This is a genomic window from Microbacterium sp. NC79 (assembly GCF_019061125.1).
Classification (GTDB): domain Bacteria; phylum Actinomycetota; class Actinomycetes; order Actinomycetales; family Microbacteriaceae; genus Microbacterium.
Window position 1 is genome coordinate 84,372 of sequence record NZ_JAHQYI010000001.1, and the last position, 16,997, is coordinate 101,368.

Annotated in this window: 17 protein-coding genes; 9 read left to right on the forward strand and 8 right to left on the reverse strand. The window is 63.1% G+C overall.

Going from position 1 to position 16,997, the window contains the following annotated elements; translation table 11 throughout:
• Positions 1–55 precede the first annotated feature (55 nt).
• Together KTJ77_RS00435 and KTJ77_RS00440 are read left to right on the forward strand one after the other, a co-directional pair.
• Positions 56–685, forward strand: coding sequence for a phosphoribosylanthranilate isomerase (locus KTJ77_RS00435; protein ID WP_217336565.1), 630 nt, complete (start codon positions 56–58; stop codon positions 683–685).
• Positions 682–1,719 carry a DUF561 domain-containing protein gene (locus KTJ77_RS00440; protein WP_217336566.1) on the forward strand — a complete coding sequence of 346 codons (1,038 nt, stop codon included), beginning with the start codon at positions 682–684 and terminating at the stop codon, positions 1,717–1,719. The genes KTJ77_RS00435 and KTJ77_RS00440 overlap by 4 nt, the downstream gene beginning before the upstream one ends.
• Before the next feature lie 19 nt (positions 1,720–1,738).
• Here the strand turns inward: KTJ77_RS00440 and KTJ77_RS00445 are convergent, their stop codons facing one another.
• Together KTJ77_RS00445 and KTJ77_RS00450 are read right to left on the reverse strand one after the other, a co-directional pair.
• Positions 1,739–2,371, reverse strand: a complete 633-nt coding sequence (locus KTJ77_RS00445; RefSeq protein ID WP_254367321.1) for a flavin reductase family protein — start codon at positions 2,369–2,371, stop codon at positions 1,739–1,741.
• The gene (locus tag KTJ77_RS00450; protein ID WP_217336567.1) at positions 2,368–2,886 is read right to left on the reverse strand and encodes a MarR family winged helix-turn-helix transcriptional regulator; all 519 of its coding nucleotides are present in this window, start codon (positions 2,884–2,886) and stop codon (positions 2,368–2,370) included. The genes KTJ77_RS00445 and KTJ77_RS00450 overlap by 4 nt, the downstream gene beginning before the upstream one ends.
• Before the next feature lie 111 nt (positions 2,887–2,997).
• Here KTJ77_RS00450 and KTJ77_RS00455 point away from each other — a divergent pair, with 111 nt between their 5' ends.
• Entirely contained in the window at positions 2,998–3,360 is a 363-nt protein-coding gene (locus KTJ77_RS00455) for a DoxX family protein (RefSeq protein WP_217336568.1), read from the forward strand.
• Between the two features lie 196 nt (positions 3,361–3,556).
• On the opposite strand, the gene KTJ77_RS00460 is transcribed toward KTJ77_RS00455, so the two are convergent.
• Together KTJ77_RS00460 and KTJ77_RS00465 are read right to left on the reverse strand one after the other, a co-directional pair.
• Positions 3,557–4,264, reverse strand: coding sequence for a peptidase E (locus tag KTJ77_RS00460; protein WP_217336569.1), 708 nt, complete (start codon positions 4,262–4,264; stop codon positions 3,557–3,559).
• A gap of 69 nt (positions 4,265–4,333) precedes the next feature.
• Positions 4,334–4,834 carry a DUF6328 family protein gene (locus tag KTJ77_RS00465; protein ID WP_217336570.1) on the reverse strand — a complete coding sequence of 167 codons (501 nt, stop codon included), beginning with the start codon at positions 4,832–4,834 and terminating at the stop codon, positions 4,334–4,336.
• Positions 4,835–4,927: 93 nt separating this feature from the next.
• Here KTJ77_RS00465 and KTJ77_RS00470 point away from each other — a divergent pair, with 93 nt between their 5' ends.
• A complete protein-coding gene (locus KTJ77_RS00470) occupies positions 4,928–5,827 on the forward strand; it encodes a VOC family protein (RefSeq protein ID WP_217336571.1) in 900 nt (299 codons plus the stop codon).
• Positions 5,828–5,872: 45 nt separating this feature from the next.
• On the opposite strand, the gene KTJ77_RS00475 is transcribed toward KTJ77_RS00470, so the two are convergent.
• The 3 genes from KTJ77_RS00475 to KTJ77_RS00485 all read right to left on the reverse strand — a co-directional run bounded on the left by KTJ77_RS00475 (position 5,873) and on the right by KTJ77_RS00485 (position 9,312).
• Positions 5,873–7,597 (reverse strand): AMP-binding protein, encoded by a 1,725-nt coding sequence (locus tag KTJ77_RS00475; RefSeq protein WP_217336572.1) that lies wholly within the window; start codon positions 7,595–7,597, stop codon positions 5,873–5,875.
• Between the two features lie 135 nt (positions 7,598–7,732).
• The gene (locus KTJ77_RS00480; RefSeq protein ID WP_217336573.1) at positions 7,733–8,572 is read right to left on the reverse strand and encodes a universal stress protein; all 840 of its coding nucleotides are present in this window, start codon (positions 8,570–8,572) and stop codon (positions 7,733–7,735) included.
• A 92-nt stretch (positions 8,573–8,664) separates the two neighbouring features.
• A complete protein-coding gene (locus KTJ77_RS00485; RefSeq protein ID WP_217336574.1) occupies positions 8,665–9,312 on the reverse strand; it encodes a hypothetical protein in 648 nt (215 codons plus the stop codon).
• 105 nt (positions 9,313–9,417) lie between these two features.
• Between KTJ77_RS00485 and KTJ77_RS00490 the strand changes: the two genes are divergently transcribed.
• Both KTJ77_RS00490 and KTJ77_RS00495 read left to right on the forward strand, forming a co-directional pair.
• Positions 9,418–10,371 carry a zinc-binding dehydrogenase gene (locus KTJ77_RS00490; protein ID WP_217336575.1) on the forward strand — a complete coding sequence of 318 codons (954 nt, stop codon included), beginning with the start codon at positions 9,418–9,420 and terminating at the stop codon, positions 10,369–10,371.
• A gap of 46 nt (positions 10,372–10,417) precedes the next feature.
• Positions 10,418–11,155 (forward strand): SDR family NAD(P)-dependent oxidoreductase, encoded by a 738-nt coding sequence (locus KTJ77_RS00495; RefSeq protein WP_217336576.1) that lies wholly within the window; start codon positions 10,418–10,420, stop codon positions 11,153–11,155.
• Positions 11,156–11,202: 47 nt separating this feature from the next.
• Here KTJ77_RS00495 and KTJ77_RS00500 read toward each other — a convergent pair whose 3' ends face one another.
• A complete protein-coding gene (locus tag KTJ77_RS00500; protein ID WP_217336577.1) occupies positions 11,203–12,969 on the reverse strand; it encodes an alpha/beta fold hydrolase in 1,767 nt (588 codons plus the stop codon).
• A gap of 134 nt (positions 12,970–13,103) precedes the next feature.
• Between KTJ77_RS00500 and KTJ77_RS00505 the strand changes: the two genes are divergently transcribed.
• From KTJ77_RS00505 to ppsA, 3 genes are all read left to right on the forward strand, one after another.
• A complete protein-coding gene (locus tag KTJ77_RS00505; protein ID WP_217336578.1) occupies positions 13,104–13,535 on the forward strand; it encodes an acyl-CoA thioesterase in 432 nt (143 codons plus the stop codon).
• A gap of 122 nt (positions 13,536–13,657) precedes the next feature.
• Positions 13,658–14,515, forward strand: a complete 858-nt coding sequence (locus tag KTJ77_RS00510) for a pyruvate, water dikinase regulatory protein (protein ID WP_217336579.1) — start codon at positions 13,658–13,660, stop codon at positions 14,513–14,515.
• 57 nt (positions 14,516–14,572) lie between these two features.
• Positions 14,573–16,957, forward strand: coding sequence for a phosphoenolpyruvate synthase (gene ppsA, locus KTJ77_RS00515; RefSeq protein WP_217336580.1), 2,385 nt, complete (start codon positions 14,573–14,575; stop codon positions 16,955–16,957).
• The last annotated feature ends 40 nt before the right edge of the window (positions 16,958–16,997 follow it).

Sequence of the window (16,997 nt, forward strand, 5' to 3'; positions counted from 1 at the left end):
AGCCTCGTCGCGTCATGTGGGACCGTTGCGGGTGGAGCGGGTCTACCGTGGAACCATGAAGACGTACGTGAAGGTCTGTGGCTTGCGCCACCCAGAGGAAGCCGAGGTGGCGCTTCACGCCGGAGCCGATGCGATTGGTGTTGTGTTTAGCCAGAAGAGTCCGCGCCGTGTCAGCATCGACGAGGCGCGCGCGGTGGTCGCAGCCGTTGCCGGGCGCATCGACACTGTCGTGGTCACGAACGACCTCGACGCCGCCGAAGCCGCAACCATCGCCCGCGATATCGGCGCAAGTGTTCTGCAACTTCACGGCGCGTATACGACGGAAGACTTCGCCAGGGCGCGCGCGATTGTGCCGCGCGTGTGGCGTGCGACATCGCTCGGCGAGACGAACGAACTGACAGTTGGCGCATACGGCGATGAAGCGCTCCTTCTCGATGCCCCGCGTCCTGGTTCCGGCGAGCGGTGGGATCTTTCTGCGCTCACCGCTCACCGCCTTTCTGGCCACTGGCTTCTCGCAGGCGGACTCAATCCCGATAACGTCGCCGACGCAATCCTCGACGCGCACCCCTGGGGCGTTGACGTTTCCAGTGGTGTGGAGTCGGCGCCTGGCGTCAAGGATCTCGACAAGATTCGTGCGTTCGTCGCCGCGGCACGCAGAGGCATGTCTGCTGGCGGTGCCCAGTGACTCGCCCCGTGGCCGACCTGCTCGGCATCGACGTACCGATCGTGCTCGGCCCCTTTGGCGGCGTATCGAGCGTCGCGCTGGCTGCTGCGGTAAGCAACGCGGGCGGCCTCGGATCGTATGGACTTTACGGCTACACCGCCGAGCGGATCGCCGACACGGCAGCACAACTTCGCGCCGCGACCGATCGCCCGATCAACCTCAACCTGTGGTGGCCGACAGGCGACGAAGTGACCGTCGACGATGTCGATTGGGACGCAGCTACCGCGGCCGTTGCCCCGTTCTACGCGGAGGCTGGGCTTGACATCCCACCGCGCCCCGACCGCTTTCTGCCGCCGTTTGACGAGCAGCTCGCTGCGCTGGTGGCCGCCCGGCCCGCCGTGGCAAGCTTCGTGTTCGGCGTGCCTGATGCGCCGACGGTTGATGCCCTTCACGCCGTCGGCACCCTGGTCATCGGAACCGCGACGAACGTTGCCGAGGCTCACGCGCTCGCGGCAGGTGGCGTTGACGCGATCATTGCGAGCGGCATGGAAGCAGCCGGACACCGCGTGACATTTATGGGCGCGGCAGAGGATTCCCTCATCGGAACCTTCGCCCTGGTTCCGCAGGTTGTTGACGCCGTTGACGTGCCGGTTTTCGCCGCGGGCGGTGTCGCTGATCGTCGTGGCGTGGCCGCCGCACTCGCGCTTGGCGCTGCGGGTGTTGTCGTGGGAAGCGCGTTCTTGGCGACGGCAGAATCCGTCGTGCCGCCAGCGCATAAAGCGGCGCTGCGCAACGTCACAGAGAGCGGCACCACGCTCACACGCGCCATGAGCGGGCGACTTGCGCGTGGCGTCGAGAATGACGCTGTGCGTCGGCTCGCCGACGCCGGGTACGCGCCATTTCCGGCTCAGAACATGCTGACCGGAGCCTTCCGCCGGATCGCTGCCGAGCAGAACGACGCGTCCAAGCTCTCGTTGTGGGCAGGACAAGCAGCATCGCTTGCTACCGGTGAGACGGCGGCCGACGTGTTCGCGGAGCTGGCTGCCGGGTTCTAGTCTGCTGGGTTCAGCGCGCTCACGCAGTCGGCGGGAGCGTCATGCCTGCGTCGATGCGTGATGCCTCGTCGAGGCGGTGCCACTCGCGGTTGACATAGGCGAGCGGGGTCGAGTTGTCACCGACCTGACGGTTGATGCTGACCTGCAGGGCCTCCGCGGCGATGACGGTTGATCCGCTGGCGTCCATCTGGTTGATGACGCGGCAGCGCACCCATGCGCGCGCACCGGTGAAAGCGGTTTCGCCGGTGGGGAGCTTTTGCCATAGCGAAGTGTCGCCGAAGCGGTCGATGCCCTTTGTGGCCCCGCGTTGCGCAAGTGCGATGTCATCGATGTCGAGCAGGTGCACCACGACCGTGTCGCTCTTCACGATGACGCTCGTCGCCGACGAGACCGTCGTGACCGAGAACATCAGCAGGGGCGGATCGACGTTGACGGAGGCGACGGATGTTGCCGTGAGAGCCACGGGGCCATCGCCGGCGTCGGCAGTAATCAGTGCGACGCCACCCGGGTGCCCACGAAAGACGGCCTTGAAATCATCGGCAGAAACATGGTGCTCGGGGTCGGCGCCGAGCGGAATGGGAGAGGCATTCGTCACCATTCGACCGTACTCCGGCTTTGTGGGCATGGGCTCTGGTGCGCCGTTTTTCGTCATGCAACGCCATCCTCTGTCACAAGGGTGCAGGGATCCGGAGCGCAGGCAAACCGACCCGAGCGATCCAGGCGCTGCACCAATGGTTCCAACGCCCGTCCGATGACGTCGATCTCACCGTCGCTGAGGTGATCGAAAACGGTGGCCCGCACGTAATCGAGGTGTTCGGGAAGCGCGTGAATGAGCGCCTTGCGGCCGTGCTGACTAAGCACCACGTCGACAGCGCGGCCATCACCCACCACGGTCTCCCTCGTGACAAATCCGCGCTCTTCCATGCGACTAATCACCTTCGACAGCCGCGGCAGGTTTGATGACAGGAGCCGCGCGAGCTCTCCCATGCGCATCGTCGAACCGGGCGTCTGTTTGAGTGCGCTGAGCACGCGAAATTCCACGTTGGTGAGGTCGGAGTCAGCACGCAACTGTGCATCGAGCGCCACCGGGAGGAGTTCTGCCACGGCAATCAGCGAGAGCCAGGCGCGGGATTCGCTGTCTGACATGCGGGGGGTGCGACTGGCCATGCCATAAGTCTACCGCCATTTAGTTTCCGAGGAAATTACTATGCTAAGTTGTTTCCTTGGAAACTTTCGCGCGGGGTTGCCGCTCCGCGCGAATAACGAAGAAAGAGAGTCATGCTGATTGCCCTGTGGGTTGTAAACGTTCTGCTTGCTGTCGCGATGCTGGGTGCCGGAACCATGAAGAGCATCAAGTCGCGGGAGGCCCTGCTGGCGGCGGGGATGGGCTGGGTCGAAGATGCGGCTCCGGCTTCGATTAAGGCGATCGGCGCGCTCGAGGTGCTCGGCGCGATCGGTCTCATCGTTCCGCTGGCAACAGCTATCGCCCCGATTCTGACGCCCCTCGCTGCCGTGGGTATCGCGATCGTGATGCTCGGCGCTGTCGCCGTGCACGTGCGCCGGAAGGAACCCGTCATTCCGGCTCTTCCGCTCGCAATCGTTGCGCTCGCGAGCGCCATTCTGGGGTTCATCGCCCTCTAGTTGGTGTCCCGCACTGCGCGCCGAAACTCATTCCATGCCACCATGCACCGCGCCGCCACGTCACCGGTGTGGACGGGGTCGAGGCTCGGCCATGTGGTTCCGGACTCATATCGTTCAGCTGTCGCAGCATCGCCGAGGCAAAATCAACATCACGACGTCCATCAGGGACTCCTCTGGGTGAAGCCAAACGGGTGAATTACAGGGTCACGACAGGAAGATCAGTTTCGACAACCACGCCGTTCTCGACGGTGAGGGTGAGGGCAAGGGGTGTGGCGGCTGGGCTGATGGCGGTGACGAACTCGGAGCCGTTGAAGTGCAGCGAATCGAGATTGCCACACGCCCACCCGGCGCCGAGCTCGCCATCGAGAAGTGCGCGGTGCACGAGGGGGCGACGCTGCCCCTCCGCGTCGTAGTGCGGCGAGAAGGAGCCGGGTACGAATCCCAAGCCCTCCGGCAGAACCTGCAGTATCGGTCCATAGCTGTCCGTGGTTCCGCCATCAAACCAGCAGATGCCGCCGGCAGAGCCGCCGGTGAAGACGAGGTTCTCGTTCGCGGGGTCGTTGAACATGTCGGTGAAGATGTCCCACACGCCCTGGCGGCGCCACACGTCGTACATGTTGGCGGTGTTGCCGCCGCCGACGTGGATAACGTCGAACTCGGTGATCCAGGAGCGTAGGTCATCGCGCTCGCGCGAAAACAGCGGCAAGTGGTGGGGTGCGCACCGGTCAGAATCGTAGGTCTGGTAGAAGCTCAGAATGTAGTCGGGACGGTCGCCCGTTGCGGTGCCGACGAACAGCACGCGAGGGCGGCTCTTACCGGTCAGATTCAGAATGTAGTCGTGGGTGGGATCGTCACGGCGATCCATCATTACTTTGCCGGCACCGGTCGCCACAATATGAGCCATGCCCACAACATATCGGCGCGCTGCGCCGCTTGTACAGGGCGTCTCACCATCCGATACATTCGCCGGATATCAGTGCACAGATTCCCCGTCGATGCGATGGGCCGCGGCCGCGATTCCCCACAACACCAACAACACAACAACCGATACGGCAGCGGCCCAGAGCCCAGCGACGGCAGAAACCACGACCTCGAAGATGAAGCTCGTCACGCCGATGACCAGGAGCGAGACCACGACCAGCGTCGCAATCAACAGCCGATTCGCGACCCGCACGACGCGGTCTTTGATTTGCTTGCCGGAGTTCAGTCGGTGCACCAAGACCGGTGTCAGGCCCAACACGGTTGCGAGTGCGGCGAGCCCGACGAGCACGAGGTAGTGCACGCGAAGGTCGTGGGTGAGGTCTTTGAAGCCGGACTGAAACGCCACCGCCAACAAGAAACCTGACGTGAGCTGGGTGCCCGTCAGCGTCACGCGCAGCTCTTGCAGAATGTCGGTGAAGCGCCGGTCGGCGCGCTGATCTGCGGTCTCGCTGCGGCCTCGAGCCTCCGCGGGGTGTTCAGTGTCGCTGGTCATCTCTCTTTGATAGCAGAACCTGTACGCGCGTGGGTCTTGAATCGTGGCGCGATCAGGCGCACAGTTACGCCGTATCCAACCGAGGAGCGCGCGATGCAAAAGATCATCCCCAACATTTGGTACACCGGCAACGCCGAAGAAGCCGGCACCTATTACGCCGCGATCTTCGACGACACCACGACCGCCGTCACGGCCCGGTACCCCGATGAGGTACCCGATTGGCAGGCCGAGTTCGCGGGCGCACCCCTCGTGGTTGACGTCGCGATCAGCGGCTACCACCTCACCCTCATCAACGCAGGTGGCGAGTTTCACCCCAACCCATCGATTTCGTTCATGCTGAACTTCGACCCGCTCATGTTTGACGGTGATGCGGCGGCAGCCCGCGCCCGCATGGACGCACTGTGGGCGCACCTGACTGAGGGGGGCACCGCCCTCATGGACATCGACGAATACCCGTGGAGCAAGCGCTACGGCTGGATCCAAGATCGTTACGGCGTCAGTTGGCAACTCATGCTGACTGACCCGGACGGCGACCCGCGCCCGTTCGTAATTCCGCAACTCATGTTCTCGGCCGGCGTCGTCGGCAAGTCGCGCGAAGCAGCGACCTTCTACACCGAGCTGTTCGATGACGCTGCGCTCGGCATGATTGCGGAGTATCCGGAACCATCGGGTAACGCTCCCGAAGGAAGCATCATGTTCGGTGAGTTCTGTATCGGGCCGCAGTGGTTCTCGATGATGGACGATGGCGGTGGCGGCGATAACCCGTTCACGCCCGCCGTATCGCTCGAAGTACAGTGCAAAGACCAGGCCGAAATCGACCGGTATTGGGACGCCCTGACCGCCGTTCCGGAAGCGGAACAGTGCGGTTGGCTTGCCGACAAGTGGGGCGTCAGCTGGCAGATCGTGCCCGCCAACATGGGCGAACTCATGCAGCGCCCGAACGCCTATGAACACATGCTCGCGATGAAGAAGATCGTGATCGACGACTTCTAGGCGAAAGAAAAGGGGCCGCCCCGAAGGACGGCCCCCAAACGATCCCTACTCGGCGTCAGGCACGATGGCCCGCGTCGCCTTGCGATCGGCGATGAGCGTTTCCCGCACGATACGGCGCAGCACCTTACCGATCAGAGACTTCGGCAACTCTTCCCACACGACGTAGCTGGTTGGGCGCTTGTACTCGGCGAGGCTCTCGCGCGCGGTTTCGCGTGCGGCTTCCTCATTGAACGTGGCACCCTCTTCCAGGATGATGACCGCGGTGACCACCTCAGCGCCGCCACCGCGCGGAATGCCGATGACCGCAGACTCGGCAACGCCGGGCACAGTGTTCAGCACCTTCTCCACGTCGCTCGGCGACACGTTGAAGCCACCGGTGATAATGATTTCCTTCTTCCGGTCAACCACGGTGACGAAGCCATCAGCGTCCTGCATCACCAGGTCACCTGTACGCAGCCAGCCGCCCTCCAGGAGCGTCGCCGCCGTGTCTTCCGGGCGATTCCAATAACCCTGGAATACCTGCGGACCGGAGATGAGAAGCTCACCCACCTCGCCAAGTACCACCTCGACTGTGGGCTCGTTCGGGTCAACGACCTTGATGTCGGTTGACGGAAACGGAATGCCGATCGTGCCGATCTTGCGGGAGTCAGCATTGAACGGGTTCGCAAGCGCAACCGGGCTTGTTTCCGTCAGGCCGTAGCCCTCATTGAGCATTGAGCCGGCGACATCTTCCCAGCGCTTCACGATGGCTGGCGTCAGAGTCATGGCTCCGGAAATCGAGTACACGACCTCGGAGAGATCCAGATTGCCGTCGCGGGCCACCCGCGCCAACCGGTCAAACATCGGCGGAACGGCGGGGATAAACGTGGGCGGGAACTTCTTGGCAGCCTTTGATACCAGCTCCGGGTCAAACATCGGGAACAGTACGGCGCGCGAACCGGTCTCGACGGAGTAGATGACCGACAACAGCACTCCGAACGAGTGGAACATCGGGAGGAGCCCATAGATGGAGCCCTTGCCCGGCACGAAGTTCGGCATCCAGGCCTTGCCCTGGCGAGCGTTTGCCCAGAGGTTGCCGTGTGTGATGATCGCGCCCTTGGGGCTGCCCGTGGTTCCAGACGTGTACTGAAGGCACGCAACGTCTGTGACGGACGGACGGGGGTGCGATGCGTCTAGGCGACGCGAACGCTCGAGGGCGGCGAAGCTCACCGTTCCTGGCGCGGAGGCGGTGAGCTTAGCGCGTGATTCTTTTGCCTTCGCGATCGGCAGGGAGAGTGCGAGGCGCATGGTCAGCGGCATCGCAGCGGTGATATCGACGGCCACAACGGTTCCGATACCGATCTCTGCGGGCAGCGACTGAATGAGGGGCGCGACCTTGTTCCAAGCGATGACGATTTGAGCGCCATGGTCGCGAAACTGCACCTCAAGTTCGTCGCGCGTGTACAGCGGGTTGTGTTCCACCACGATCGCGCCAAGACGCAGGACGGCGTAGAACGCGATGACGTGCTGCGGGGCGTTGGGCATCACGAGTGCGACGCGGTCGCCTCGTTGGACGCCGAGCGTGCGCAGGCCCTCGGCGACGCGCGCCACGCGGTCACCGAGCTCGCGGTAAGACACTGTCTTGCCGAAGAATGCGATGGCGTCGTTACCCGAGTATTGGGCGACGCGTTCTTCCAGCAGGTCGCTCAGCGAGCCGGTCGGCAGGTCAATGTCGATGGGCGAACCTTCGGCGTAGAACCGGTTCCAATCGCGGTTTTCATTCACATGCATCCTTCCAGGCTACGCCGACAAGTAGAAAAACCCCGTTCTCTCGGCCGGATTCCGGAGAACGGGGTTACGCACTCACGCGGAATGCGTGGGCGTCGGCGGGTCAGAAGGAATCTGACCGCGCGGTTTCGGGTCTTGTTATCGCACGATCGCAGTGGGCGAGGTCAGGTTAACCAGAACCTCGTGGCTCACCGAACCAAGCAGGAATCGTGCCAGCGTGCCGCGGCCGTGGGAACCCACAACCGTGAGGCGTGCTGTTTCTGCGCGGTCTGAAATTGCGTGCGACGGGTATCCGCTTACGACCTCGCGCTTAATCTCAAGGTCTGGATAGTCCTGCGACAGCCCAGCCAGAGCCACCGACTGCATTTCTTCGGTGATCGACTGCATGCTGGCGAGGTAGTTTTCGTTGTCAAGCAACGGCATGTGCGGAACTTGTACGGGAGTCCACACGCTGATCACGACAAGCGGTTCGCCCAGACGGTCGGCTTCCGCTGCGGCAAACTTCAGGGCGGCCTCCGACACCGGAGAGCCGTCGACGCCGACGACGACGCCGCTGCGTTCGTTGTCATCGACGGACGCGCCAACGACAACGGTGGGGCACTGCGCGGCCGCAACGATGCGTACGCCGTGGAGTCCGCGGCGGCGGCCGGAACCATCACCAAAGTCACTGCCGATGACGAGGAGCGCTACACCCTCGGTTGCGTTGGCAATGTGCGTCACCGGGTTGCCCTGACGCACCTCAGTCTCGACGGTGATGCCAGCGCCGCGCAGGCGCTCGGCCTCGCTGACAAGGAAGTGATCCGTCGTAGATACCGCGGCATCCAACAGGCGGCCTTCGCCAACGGCACCGGTCGCACCGCCGACGACGGTGATGAGGTGCAGCGACTGGCGCCGCTGCGTGGCGCGCTGCTCTGCCCACGCTAACGCGCGGCGACCAGCCTCAGAATCGGTGAGGGCGACGACAATCTTGCCAGCCATAATGGTTCCGTTCTCGAAGAGAAGTGCAACACCATCAGACTAGGCAGAGTTTGCGCCCGCGGCCAGAGTTTGCGCCGTGATTAATCTGGAGCTCAGGCGAACATGCGCTCGACGGGCGGTCGTCCGCGGCTGACTCCACGACGCGATGACGTGGTTCCACTCCACTCCGGAGCACCCTCGGCGCCGTCAGCGGTGGATTTGATGATGCCTGGCAGCGCATCAAGGGCGCGGTTGAGGTTGCCCATGTGTGGGTCTTCGCCCGTCAGGGTGCGCAAAATTGCGCGGGCATCAGTGGTGAGGAAGGGCGAGGGCAGGATTGCACGGGTGAACGCGAGATCATCGAGCATGAGCTTGCCGAGAATGGGTAGGCAGTTCTCAACGATCTGCGAGTGGTCAAACGCGAGCGGAGGCGTGGCGTCCAGCGGCGTGCCGTTGGCGAGGTGAGGCACGATCGCCCACATTGCAATCGACAGGCTGGGTCCGCGCGGATCGCGGCTGGGCTCGTCGAAGGTACGCAGCTGTCCGAGGGCCAGCGGGAGTGCGTCAGTCAGCTTGGCAATCGCGCGGTGCGCGGCACCATCGAGGCGCTCGCCCGCGCGCATCGTGACGCCGGGGAGAGCGAGCTCACCCAAATAGGGGTCAGAGTCGCGACGCACGAGGCCCAGGACGATTCGCTCGTCGATGGGGTCATAGCTCAGGCACAGCACATCGACACTGACCACCGATAGGAGGTCTGTCATGGAGTGCTCCTCTCCCTGCCCGAGCGTCGCCAGGCGGAATTTTTCTCACACCTAGAATACTCAATTCCGGTGGAGGAGAACGCGCGAAGCCCGTAGCCTGGCCGCATGCGCGCACATCATTGGATTGCCACAGGCCCGAACGGCCCCGCTGACTTTCGGTTTGTCGAGACCGGGGTGCGTGAACCCGGCCATGGCGAGGTCACGATCACGGTACAGGCCGCAGGTGTCAACCCGGCCGACCTCAAGCATGCGGCAAGGGCGACATCATTTCCGGTGCCGATTGGGTATGAGGTCGCCGGAACCATCACTGCGCTTGGCGAAGGCACTGACATCGCGTCAGGTGGTGGAGCGATCGGAGACGCGGTGCTCGCCTTCCGCGTACAGGGTGGCTGGTCATCGATCATCACGGTGCCTGCCGACCGCGTCTTCGCGCGACCCGCGTCACTTACCGCCATTGAGGCCGCCAACCTTCTCCTGGTGGGGACGACGGCTGCCGAACTGCTTCGCGTGGCGGCGGTGGAACACGGGGAGACCGTTGTTGTTTTCGGGGCGTCAGGTGCGGTCGGGACGGCGCTGCTACAGATCGCGCGCGCTCGCGGCATCCGGGTGATCGGCGTGTGTGGTGAGGGGCGTGGCAACGTCATCACACGGTTTGGCGGGGTTGCCGTTGAGCGCACCTCTTCCGCTGCCGACCTCGCACAACGCATTGCGCTCGCGGCGGGGGATCCGGTAGCCGCGGTATTTGATGCATCTGGGCGAGATGACGATATCGCTACCGCAGTTTTGAGCGCAGGAGATCGCTCCCGCATGGTGACCATCGTTGGATCCGATGCTGCTCGGACCGCAGGCTTTCGAACGATTGCGGGTTCGATGCCGGAGAGTGCCGCTTATCGCGACAGCGTTCGTGCCGACATCATTGCCATGGCAGCCGCGGGCGATGTGATGGTTCCGGTGTCAGAGACGTTCGTACTGCGGGACGCTCGCGAGGCGATAGCCCTCGTCGCTTGCGGTCGTGCTGGCGGAAAGGTCGCCCTGGTACCCGACTCGAACGACGTGTGACACTGGCTCGTGCGGGTAACGTCGATGAGAAGAACGAAAGGCGCACGTGAATCACATCAGCTCTGAAGCCCGCGAACTCATGACCGCATCAACGGAGCCGGTGGTTGTCGTCACCGGGGCCTCAAGTGGAATCGGAGCGGCAACGGTCCAGGATTTGGCCGCCGATCATCTCGTGATTGCGGTGGGGCGTGACGTCGCGCGACTTAACCGCGTCGCGACTGCGTCGCGCGTAGGTGCCGTGGTTCCGCTCGCCGTCGACCTCACGGATGCGGATGCCGTTGCCCTCGCGTTCGCCGACTTGCCCCGAGTGGATGCTCTCGTGAATAATGCGGCGGTGATGTTTCGCACATCTGCAGCGACGCTCACTCCGCATCAGTTTCGCGAAATGCTCGAGGTGAACGTCGTCGCGCCCGCGAACCTCACGCGCATACTGTTGCCAATGCTGACCGCAGCGCGCGGCACAATCGTCTTCACCGGTTCCGGCGCCTCGCGCAACCCGGTTCCGCATCACATCGCCTACGCGTCATCGAAATATGCGCTGCAGGGGTTTGTCGACAGTCTGCGCATGGAGGTTGCCGCGGACGGCGTTCGCGTCGCGACGGTTGCTCCCGGCCCGACCGCGACGGTGGGGGCGTATCGCATGGATGGGCTTCCCGACGATAGCGAAGCAGGCGACCGCATCGACCCGAGCACGGTGGCGCGCTCGATCAGGCACGTCGTTGATGCCCCCGCAGACACGCAGCTCACTGAAGTGTGGGTGCGCCCACGCATCGAGCGCCGCTAGGCGACAGCCCACAGCGCCCGTACCCGCTTGTCGACAGCGTCGCGCCGCTAGCAGGTGGTTTTTGCCTGGATGCGCAGGAAGCGGTTGCCAGTCCAGGTGAGCAGCGTAGGCAAGAATTCGCTATTCCCATAGAGCATGCTGATGTGATCGGCCTCGGGGATGGTGCGGTAGGCGAGTGGCGTTTTTGCGGCGCAGAGCGAGGCAACATAGCCGTTTTGCACGCTCATCTTGATGAGGGGATCGTCGCCCCCCGCGACGATAAGCAGCGGTATGTCGGCGCTCGGTTGGGGAATGTTCTCGCGCAGGCGATCGCCAAGTGGCCCCGTGCGCGGATCGATGCGAAACAGTGAAGGGTCAATAAGTCTGGTCGCTACGACGAGCGCACTTCGCCAGCTACCGGGGCCGTCCAAGCACCGCGATGGCACGTCTCGCGCCGCACTCATAATTCCGGGGCGGAGGTAGTCAGACATTTGCACGTCGTCGTAGTACTGGTCGTAGGCGTGGAGCACAAACGCAGCGAACACCATCCCGCCTGTGACCGAGTCCATGGTGCTGACCAGCGCGGTCAGGTCGCTCACCGGGCTGATCGCGGCAACTCCGCGCACGTCAAGCTGTGGTGCATACTCCGCAGCGATTTGCGACGCAGCCAGTGCCGCGTGTCCACCCTGCGAGTGGCCCCATACGACTGTGGTGCGTGAGATGCGCAGGTCGATCAGTGAGTATGCGGCCCGGGTCGCGTCGAGCACCGCGCGGCCGCTGTCTTCGCTGATGAGATAGGGATGCTCACCCGGTGTGCCGAGACCCACGTAGTCGGGTGCGACGAGTGCCCACCCGTTCTTAATGATGTGTTGCGCCGCAAACATTCCGCCTGAACGGAACATGTCTGGCTGGAGCGAGGGCGCACACGGGCGAGTGATTCCGGTCGTCGAGTGCGCCCAGGTGACAGAAGGGTGGGTCTGATCGTCGTCAGGGGAGATGGCGATCGCACTGGCCACTTCAATGGTTCCGTCACTGGCCTGAGTTGAGTAGAGAAAGCGGAACCCCACAGCGCCCTGCGGGATGCCGTCGGCGAGCGGTTCGTAGTGAATAAGTTTGCCTGGCGCGTCCGGAAGGTTACGCGGTGCGGCGTAGAACGTATCGGTGACGGTCTGTGGCCCGGTCTGCACGATCGTTGCCGCCACCGCAACGACGGCAGCGGTGGCGGTCGCGAGTGCGACGATCGATCGGCCAAAGCGGCGCCAGCCCGTGCGCTTACGTCGCTCTTTGGGAAGCGATTGCCGAGGAAGTGCACGCCAACCGGCGTCGACGCCGGTAATCACGAGCCAGGCTCCGAACACGACAGAGAGCACGACGAGTGAAATATCGCGCCAGAAGAATGCCACCACGCCGAAGAGGACTGTCGCGACGGCGATCGTGGTGCCGGCAATTCTCTCGTCGAGCGGTCGGTCGCCATGCGCCATGACCCAGATGCGGTATCCGCCGAGGGCGACGAGGCCGATGCCGACCAGGACGGTCAGTGCGAGCACCGTGAGCCACTGTGCTTGGAGCACAACAATGCCGACGGAAATCCAGATCGTTGCGGTGACGATGCGCCATCGCACGCTCGCCGCTGTGTGCCACAGTGCGAGCGTCCCCTCGGTGATCGCGCCGACACCGATCACGATGGCGAGGACATCGAGGGAGAGTGTGGGGCGCCCAATGAGAAGGCCACCTGCCGCGATAGCAACACAGGCAATCGCCACGCGCACCTGCCAGGGCAGTTTCGCGAGCGCTTGCGCAATCAGCGCTTCTCGCAGGGCAATCTTCTCTGGCATGGTCTCCTTATTCCACACCACTTCTATGGCAGCCGGGGTCCGGTTTGCGGTGAGTGTCCTGCATACCGGGTTTACGCACCCGAAATGCTTGCAGTGCACAATGGCGAAAGGCCGATTGTGAAACGAGGAGAACGATGACCGACGCAGCAAACCTAAACTTCCGATCCCGTCGCTGGGTGAAGCCCGAAGACCTCAATGCGCACGGAACACTCTTCGGTGGGAGTTTGCTGCGGTGGATTGACGAAGAAGCGGCGATTTACGCCATCATCCAGATCGGTAATCCGCGGGCCGTGACCAAGCTCATTTCCGAGATCGAGTTTGTATCGTCAGCGCGGCAGGGTGATCTCATCGAACTGGGCATGCTTGCGACGGATTTTGGCCGCACCTCCATAACGATGCGCGCCGAGGTGCGCAACATGATCACGAAGGAGCGCATCCTCGCGATCGACCGGATCGTCTTTGTAGGCGTTGACGAAGATGGGCGCCCGCTGCCGCACGGCTATACGAACATCACATATGACCGCGACCGCCTGCCAAAGGCGCAGAGCGGAACCGTCGACGGTTAATTCCGGCAGCTCACTTGCCGAGACGTTAAATTCGGCTGTTTTTGAAAGTCGATTTGGTCGGATGAACAACTGATCCTTCTTTACGGTGGAACTAACCCACTCCACGCACGAGGGATTTGCGCATGACGGCACCGCTGCCGAACACCCCACTCAGCACAGCACGCCTTGCTGCTGAGGCGCGGGCGGTGTACTTCATCTCGGATAGCACGGGTGTGACGGCCGAGACGCTCGGCAATGCTCTTCTCGCGAACTTTCCGGATACCCGCTTTCGGCGGCACACGGTTCCGTTCGTTTCTACCGTTTCTGGAGCGAAGAAGCTTCTGGCGACGCTGACGCGCAGTCGCGAAGCGGGTGAGCATCCGCTCATCTTCACGACCGTGAAGTCTGCCGACGTGCTGGCGGTATTGCACGCGTCGGAGTTTGAGACGATCGACCTGCTTGGCGGGCACTTGCGCGAGCTGGAGTTGGCTCTGGGTACGGCGGCTTCTGTGCGACCAGGCTCGTTTCACGGGCTGGGCGATGCGGAAAGGTACTTCGCGCGCATGCGTGCGGTGGAGTACGCCATTGAGCACGACGATGCACAGAGCTTCCGTGCACTTGACCAGGCCGACGTCATAATCATTGCGCCATCGCGGTGCGGTAAGACGCCCACCACGATGTACCTCGCTCTGCAATACGGTCTGTTGGTGGCGAACTACCCGCTCACTGATGACGATTTTCCGACGGAGACGCTGCCGCCGACCGTCGCCCCCTACGCGAAGAAGTGCTTCGGCCTCACCACGACCCCGTTGCGCCTCAGCCAGGTTCGCCACGAGCGCCGCCCCGACTCGGTCTACGCCTCGCTCGCGCAGTGCACCCTGGAGTTGCGCCGCGCCGAAGACCTCTACCGCCGCAATCGCGTGCCGTTCTTGAACTCTTCAACGAAGTCGGTTGAAGAGATGTCCGCCGTCATCATGCAATCCATGCGCCTACGGGCCTAGTGCACACAACGCGCTAGACCCCATCGCATTAACCCGCTCAACAGGGAGTATTTCCAAATGACCAACGTCTTGTGGTTCAACGAACTCGGAATGAATGACGTCGCACAGGTGGGAGGCAAGAACGCCTCCCTCGGTGAGATGGTTTCGAACCTTTCCGGTGCTGGCGTGAGCGTTCCCCGCGGCTTCGCGACGACCGCCGACGCGTATCGTGCGTTCCTAGCTCATGACGGACTTGTTGACCGCATTCGTGCCGCCGTTGAGGCGCTCGATGTCGCTGACGTCGCTGAGCTGGCACGCGTGGGAGCCACGGTGCGCGAGTGGATCGAGACGCAGGAGCTTCCTGCCGAGCTCGAATCCGACATCCGGTCCGCCTACCAGCAACTCGTCGAGACTGACCCGCAGCCGGACGCTGTCTCGTGGGCCGTGCGCTCCAGCGCCACCGCTGAAGACCTCCCCGATGCGTCCTTCGCCGGCCAGCAGGAGACATTCCTGAACATCAGTGGCATCGACAACATCCTCGCCGCCGTTCGTAGCGTCTTCGCCTCGCTCTACAACGACCGCGCCATTGCTTACCGCGTGCACCACGGTTTTGACCACCACGATGTTGCACTGTCGGTCGGCGTGCAGCGCATGGTGCGCTCTGACATTGGTGCCTCGGGCGTCATGTTCACCGTCGACACCGAGTCTGGCTTCGACGACGCCGTGTTCATCACCAGCTCTTACGGACTCGGCGAAGCCGTCGTGCAGGGCGCAGTCAACCCGGATGAGTTCTACGTCTACAAGCCGGCCCTGCGTGCCAACCGCCCCGCGATTTTGAAGCGCGCGGTAGGCGAGAAGGCCATCAAGATGGTCTACACCGATGCAAAGGAAGCCGGCGCGAGCACGGTCTTCACCGATGTTGACGTTGAAGATCGCGCGCTGTTCTCGATTACGGACGCTGAGATTGAAGACCTCGCTCGCCAGGCCCTGATCATTCAGGATCACTACGGTCGTCCGATGGACATCGAGTGGGGACGCGACGGCCTTGACGGCAAGCTCTACATTCTGCAGGCGCGCCCTGAGACCGTGGTCTCCCGCGTCGACGGCAACGTCACGCGCCGCTTCGTACTTGAAGGGCAGAGCGACGTGCTCTCCACCGGCCGCGCGATTGGTCAGAAGATCGGTGCAGGCAACGTCAACGTGCTCACCTCGATCGACCAGATGGCATCGTTCCAGGCCGGTGACGTGCTTGTCGCCGACATGACCGACCCCGACTGGGAACCGATCATGAAGCTTGCGTCGGCCATCGTCACCAACCGTGGTGGCCGCACCTGCCACGCAGCGATCATCGCGCGTGAGCTCGGCATTCCCGCCGTTGTGGGTACGGGCGATGCCACCGCACAGCTGAAGGTCGGTCAGCCGGTCACGGTCTCCTGCGCCGAGGGCGACACCGGCTTCGTCTACGACGGCATCCTGGCGTTTGAAGAGGTCATCACGCGTCTAGACGAAATGCCTGAGGCGCCCACGAAGATCATGATGAACGTCGGAACCCCGGATCAGGCGTTCTCGTTCTCTAAGATCCCGAACCGTGGTGTCGGTCTCGCTCGCCTCGAGTTCATCATCAACCGCCAGATTGGCATCCACCCGCGCGCCCTGCTCGAACTGGACACCCTGGATGACGAACTGAAGGATGAAATCAACGAGCGTATCGGCGCGTACGCGTCGCCGCGCGAGTACTTCGTCAAGCGCGTTGCCGAGGGCGTCTCGATGATCGGTGCGGCCTTCGCTCCGGAAAAGGTCATCGTGCGCCTCAGCGACTTCAAGTCGAACGAGTACGCCAACCTTCTCGGTGGCGAGCTGTACGAGCCGCACGAAGAAAACCCGATGCTCGGCTACCGCGGCGCTTCGCGCTACATTTCCGAAGACTTCCGTGCCTGCTTCGACATGGAGTGCGAAGCCATCCGGTACGTGCGCGACGAAATGGGTCTCACCAACGTTGAGATCATGGTTCCGTTCGTACGCACCCTCGGCGAAGCGCAGGCCGTCACCGAACTGCTGGCAGCCAACGGTCTGCGTCGCGGCGAGAACGGCCTCCGCATTATCATGATGTGCGAGCTGCCCTCCAACGCTGTGCTGGCAGATGAGTTCCTCGAGTACTTCGACGGTTTCTCGATCGGCTCGAACGACATGACGCAGCTCACGCTGGGCCTTGACCGCGACTCGGGTCTCGTTGCTGCGACGTTCGATGAGCGTGACCCCGCCGTGCGCAAGATGCTGACGATGGCAATCGAGGCGTGCCGCCGCGCAGGCAAGTACGTTGGCATTTGTGGTCAGGGCCCGAGCGATCACCCCGACCTCGCCGACTGGCTCGTCGAGCAGGGCATCGAGTCGATGTCGCTGAACCCCGACACCGTCGTTGACACGTGGCTGCGCCTTGCGCAGCTCGAAACGGCTGCTAAGTAATAAACGAAAAGCCGGGCCAGGCTGACTGATTCAGTCGCCT

Bases quoted from the DNA above. Each gene is read 5' to 3' on its own strand.
- KTJ77_RS00455 (WP_217336568.1), top strand. From the start codon at position 2,998: ATGCTGATTGCCCTGTGGGTTGTAAACGTTCTGCTTGCTGTCGCGATG.
- KTJ77_RS00470 (WP_217336571.1), top strand. From the start codon at position 4,928: ATGCAAAAGATCATCCCCAACATTTGGTACACCGGCAACGCCGAAGAA.
- KTJ77_RS00490 (WP_217336575.1), top strand. From the start codon at position 9,418: ATGCGCGCACATCATTGGATTGCCACAGGCCCGAACGGCCCCGCTGAC.
- KTJ77_RS00460 (WP_217336569.1), bottom strand. From the start codon at position 4,264: ATGGCTCATATTGTGGCGACCGGTGCCGGCAAAGTAATGATGGATCGC.
- KTJ77_RS00450 (WP_217336567.1), bottom strand. From the start codon at position 2,886: ATGGCCAGTCGCACCCCCCGCATGTCAGACAGCGAATCCCGCGCCTGG.
- KTJ77_RS00510 (WP_217336579.1), top strand. From the start codon at position 13,658: ATGACGGCACCGCTGCCGAACACCCCACTCAGCACAGCACGCCTTGCT.
- KTJ77_RS00475 (WP_217336572.1), bottom strand. From the start codon at position 7,597: ATGCATGTGAATGAAAACCGCGATTGGAACCGGTTCTACGCCGAAGGT.
- ppsA (WP_217336580.1), top strand. From the start codon at position 14,573: ATGACCAACGTCTTGTGGTTCAACGAACTCGGAATGAATGACGTCGCA.
- KTJ77_RS00435 (WP_217336565.1), top strand. From the start codon at position 56: ATGAAGACGTACGTGAAGGTCTGTGGCTTGCGCCACCCAGAGGAAGCC.
- KTJ77_RS00465 (WP_217336570.1), bottom strand. From the start codon at position 4,834: ATGACCAGCGACACTGAACACCCCGCGGAGGCTCGAGGCCGCAGCGAG.
- KTJ77_RS00445 (WP_254367321.1), bottom strand. From the start codon at position 2,371: ATGACGAAAAACGGCGCACCAGAGCCCATGCCCACAAAGCCGGAGTAC.
- KTJ77_RS00485 (WP_217336574.1), bottom strand. From the start codon at position 9,312: ATGACAGACCTCCTATCGGTGGTCAGTGTCGATGTGCTGTGCCTGAGC.
- KTJ77_RS00505 (WP_217336578.1), top strand. From the start codon at position 13,104: ATGACCGACGCAGCAAACCTAAACTTCCGATCCCGTCGCTGGGTGAAG.
- KTJ77_RS00480 (WP_217336573.1), bottom strand. From the start codon at position 8,572: ATGGCTGGCAAGATTGTCGTCGCCCTCACCGATTCTGAGGCTGGTCGC.
- KTJ77_RS00500 (WP_217336577.1), bottom strand. From the start codon at position 12,969: ATGCCAGAGAAGATTGCCCTGCGAGAAGCGCTGATTGCGCAAGCGCTC.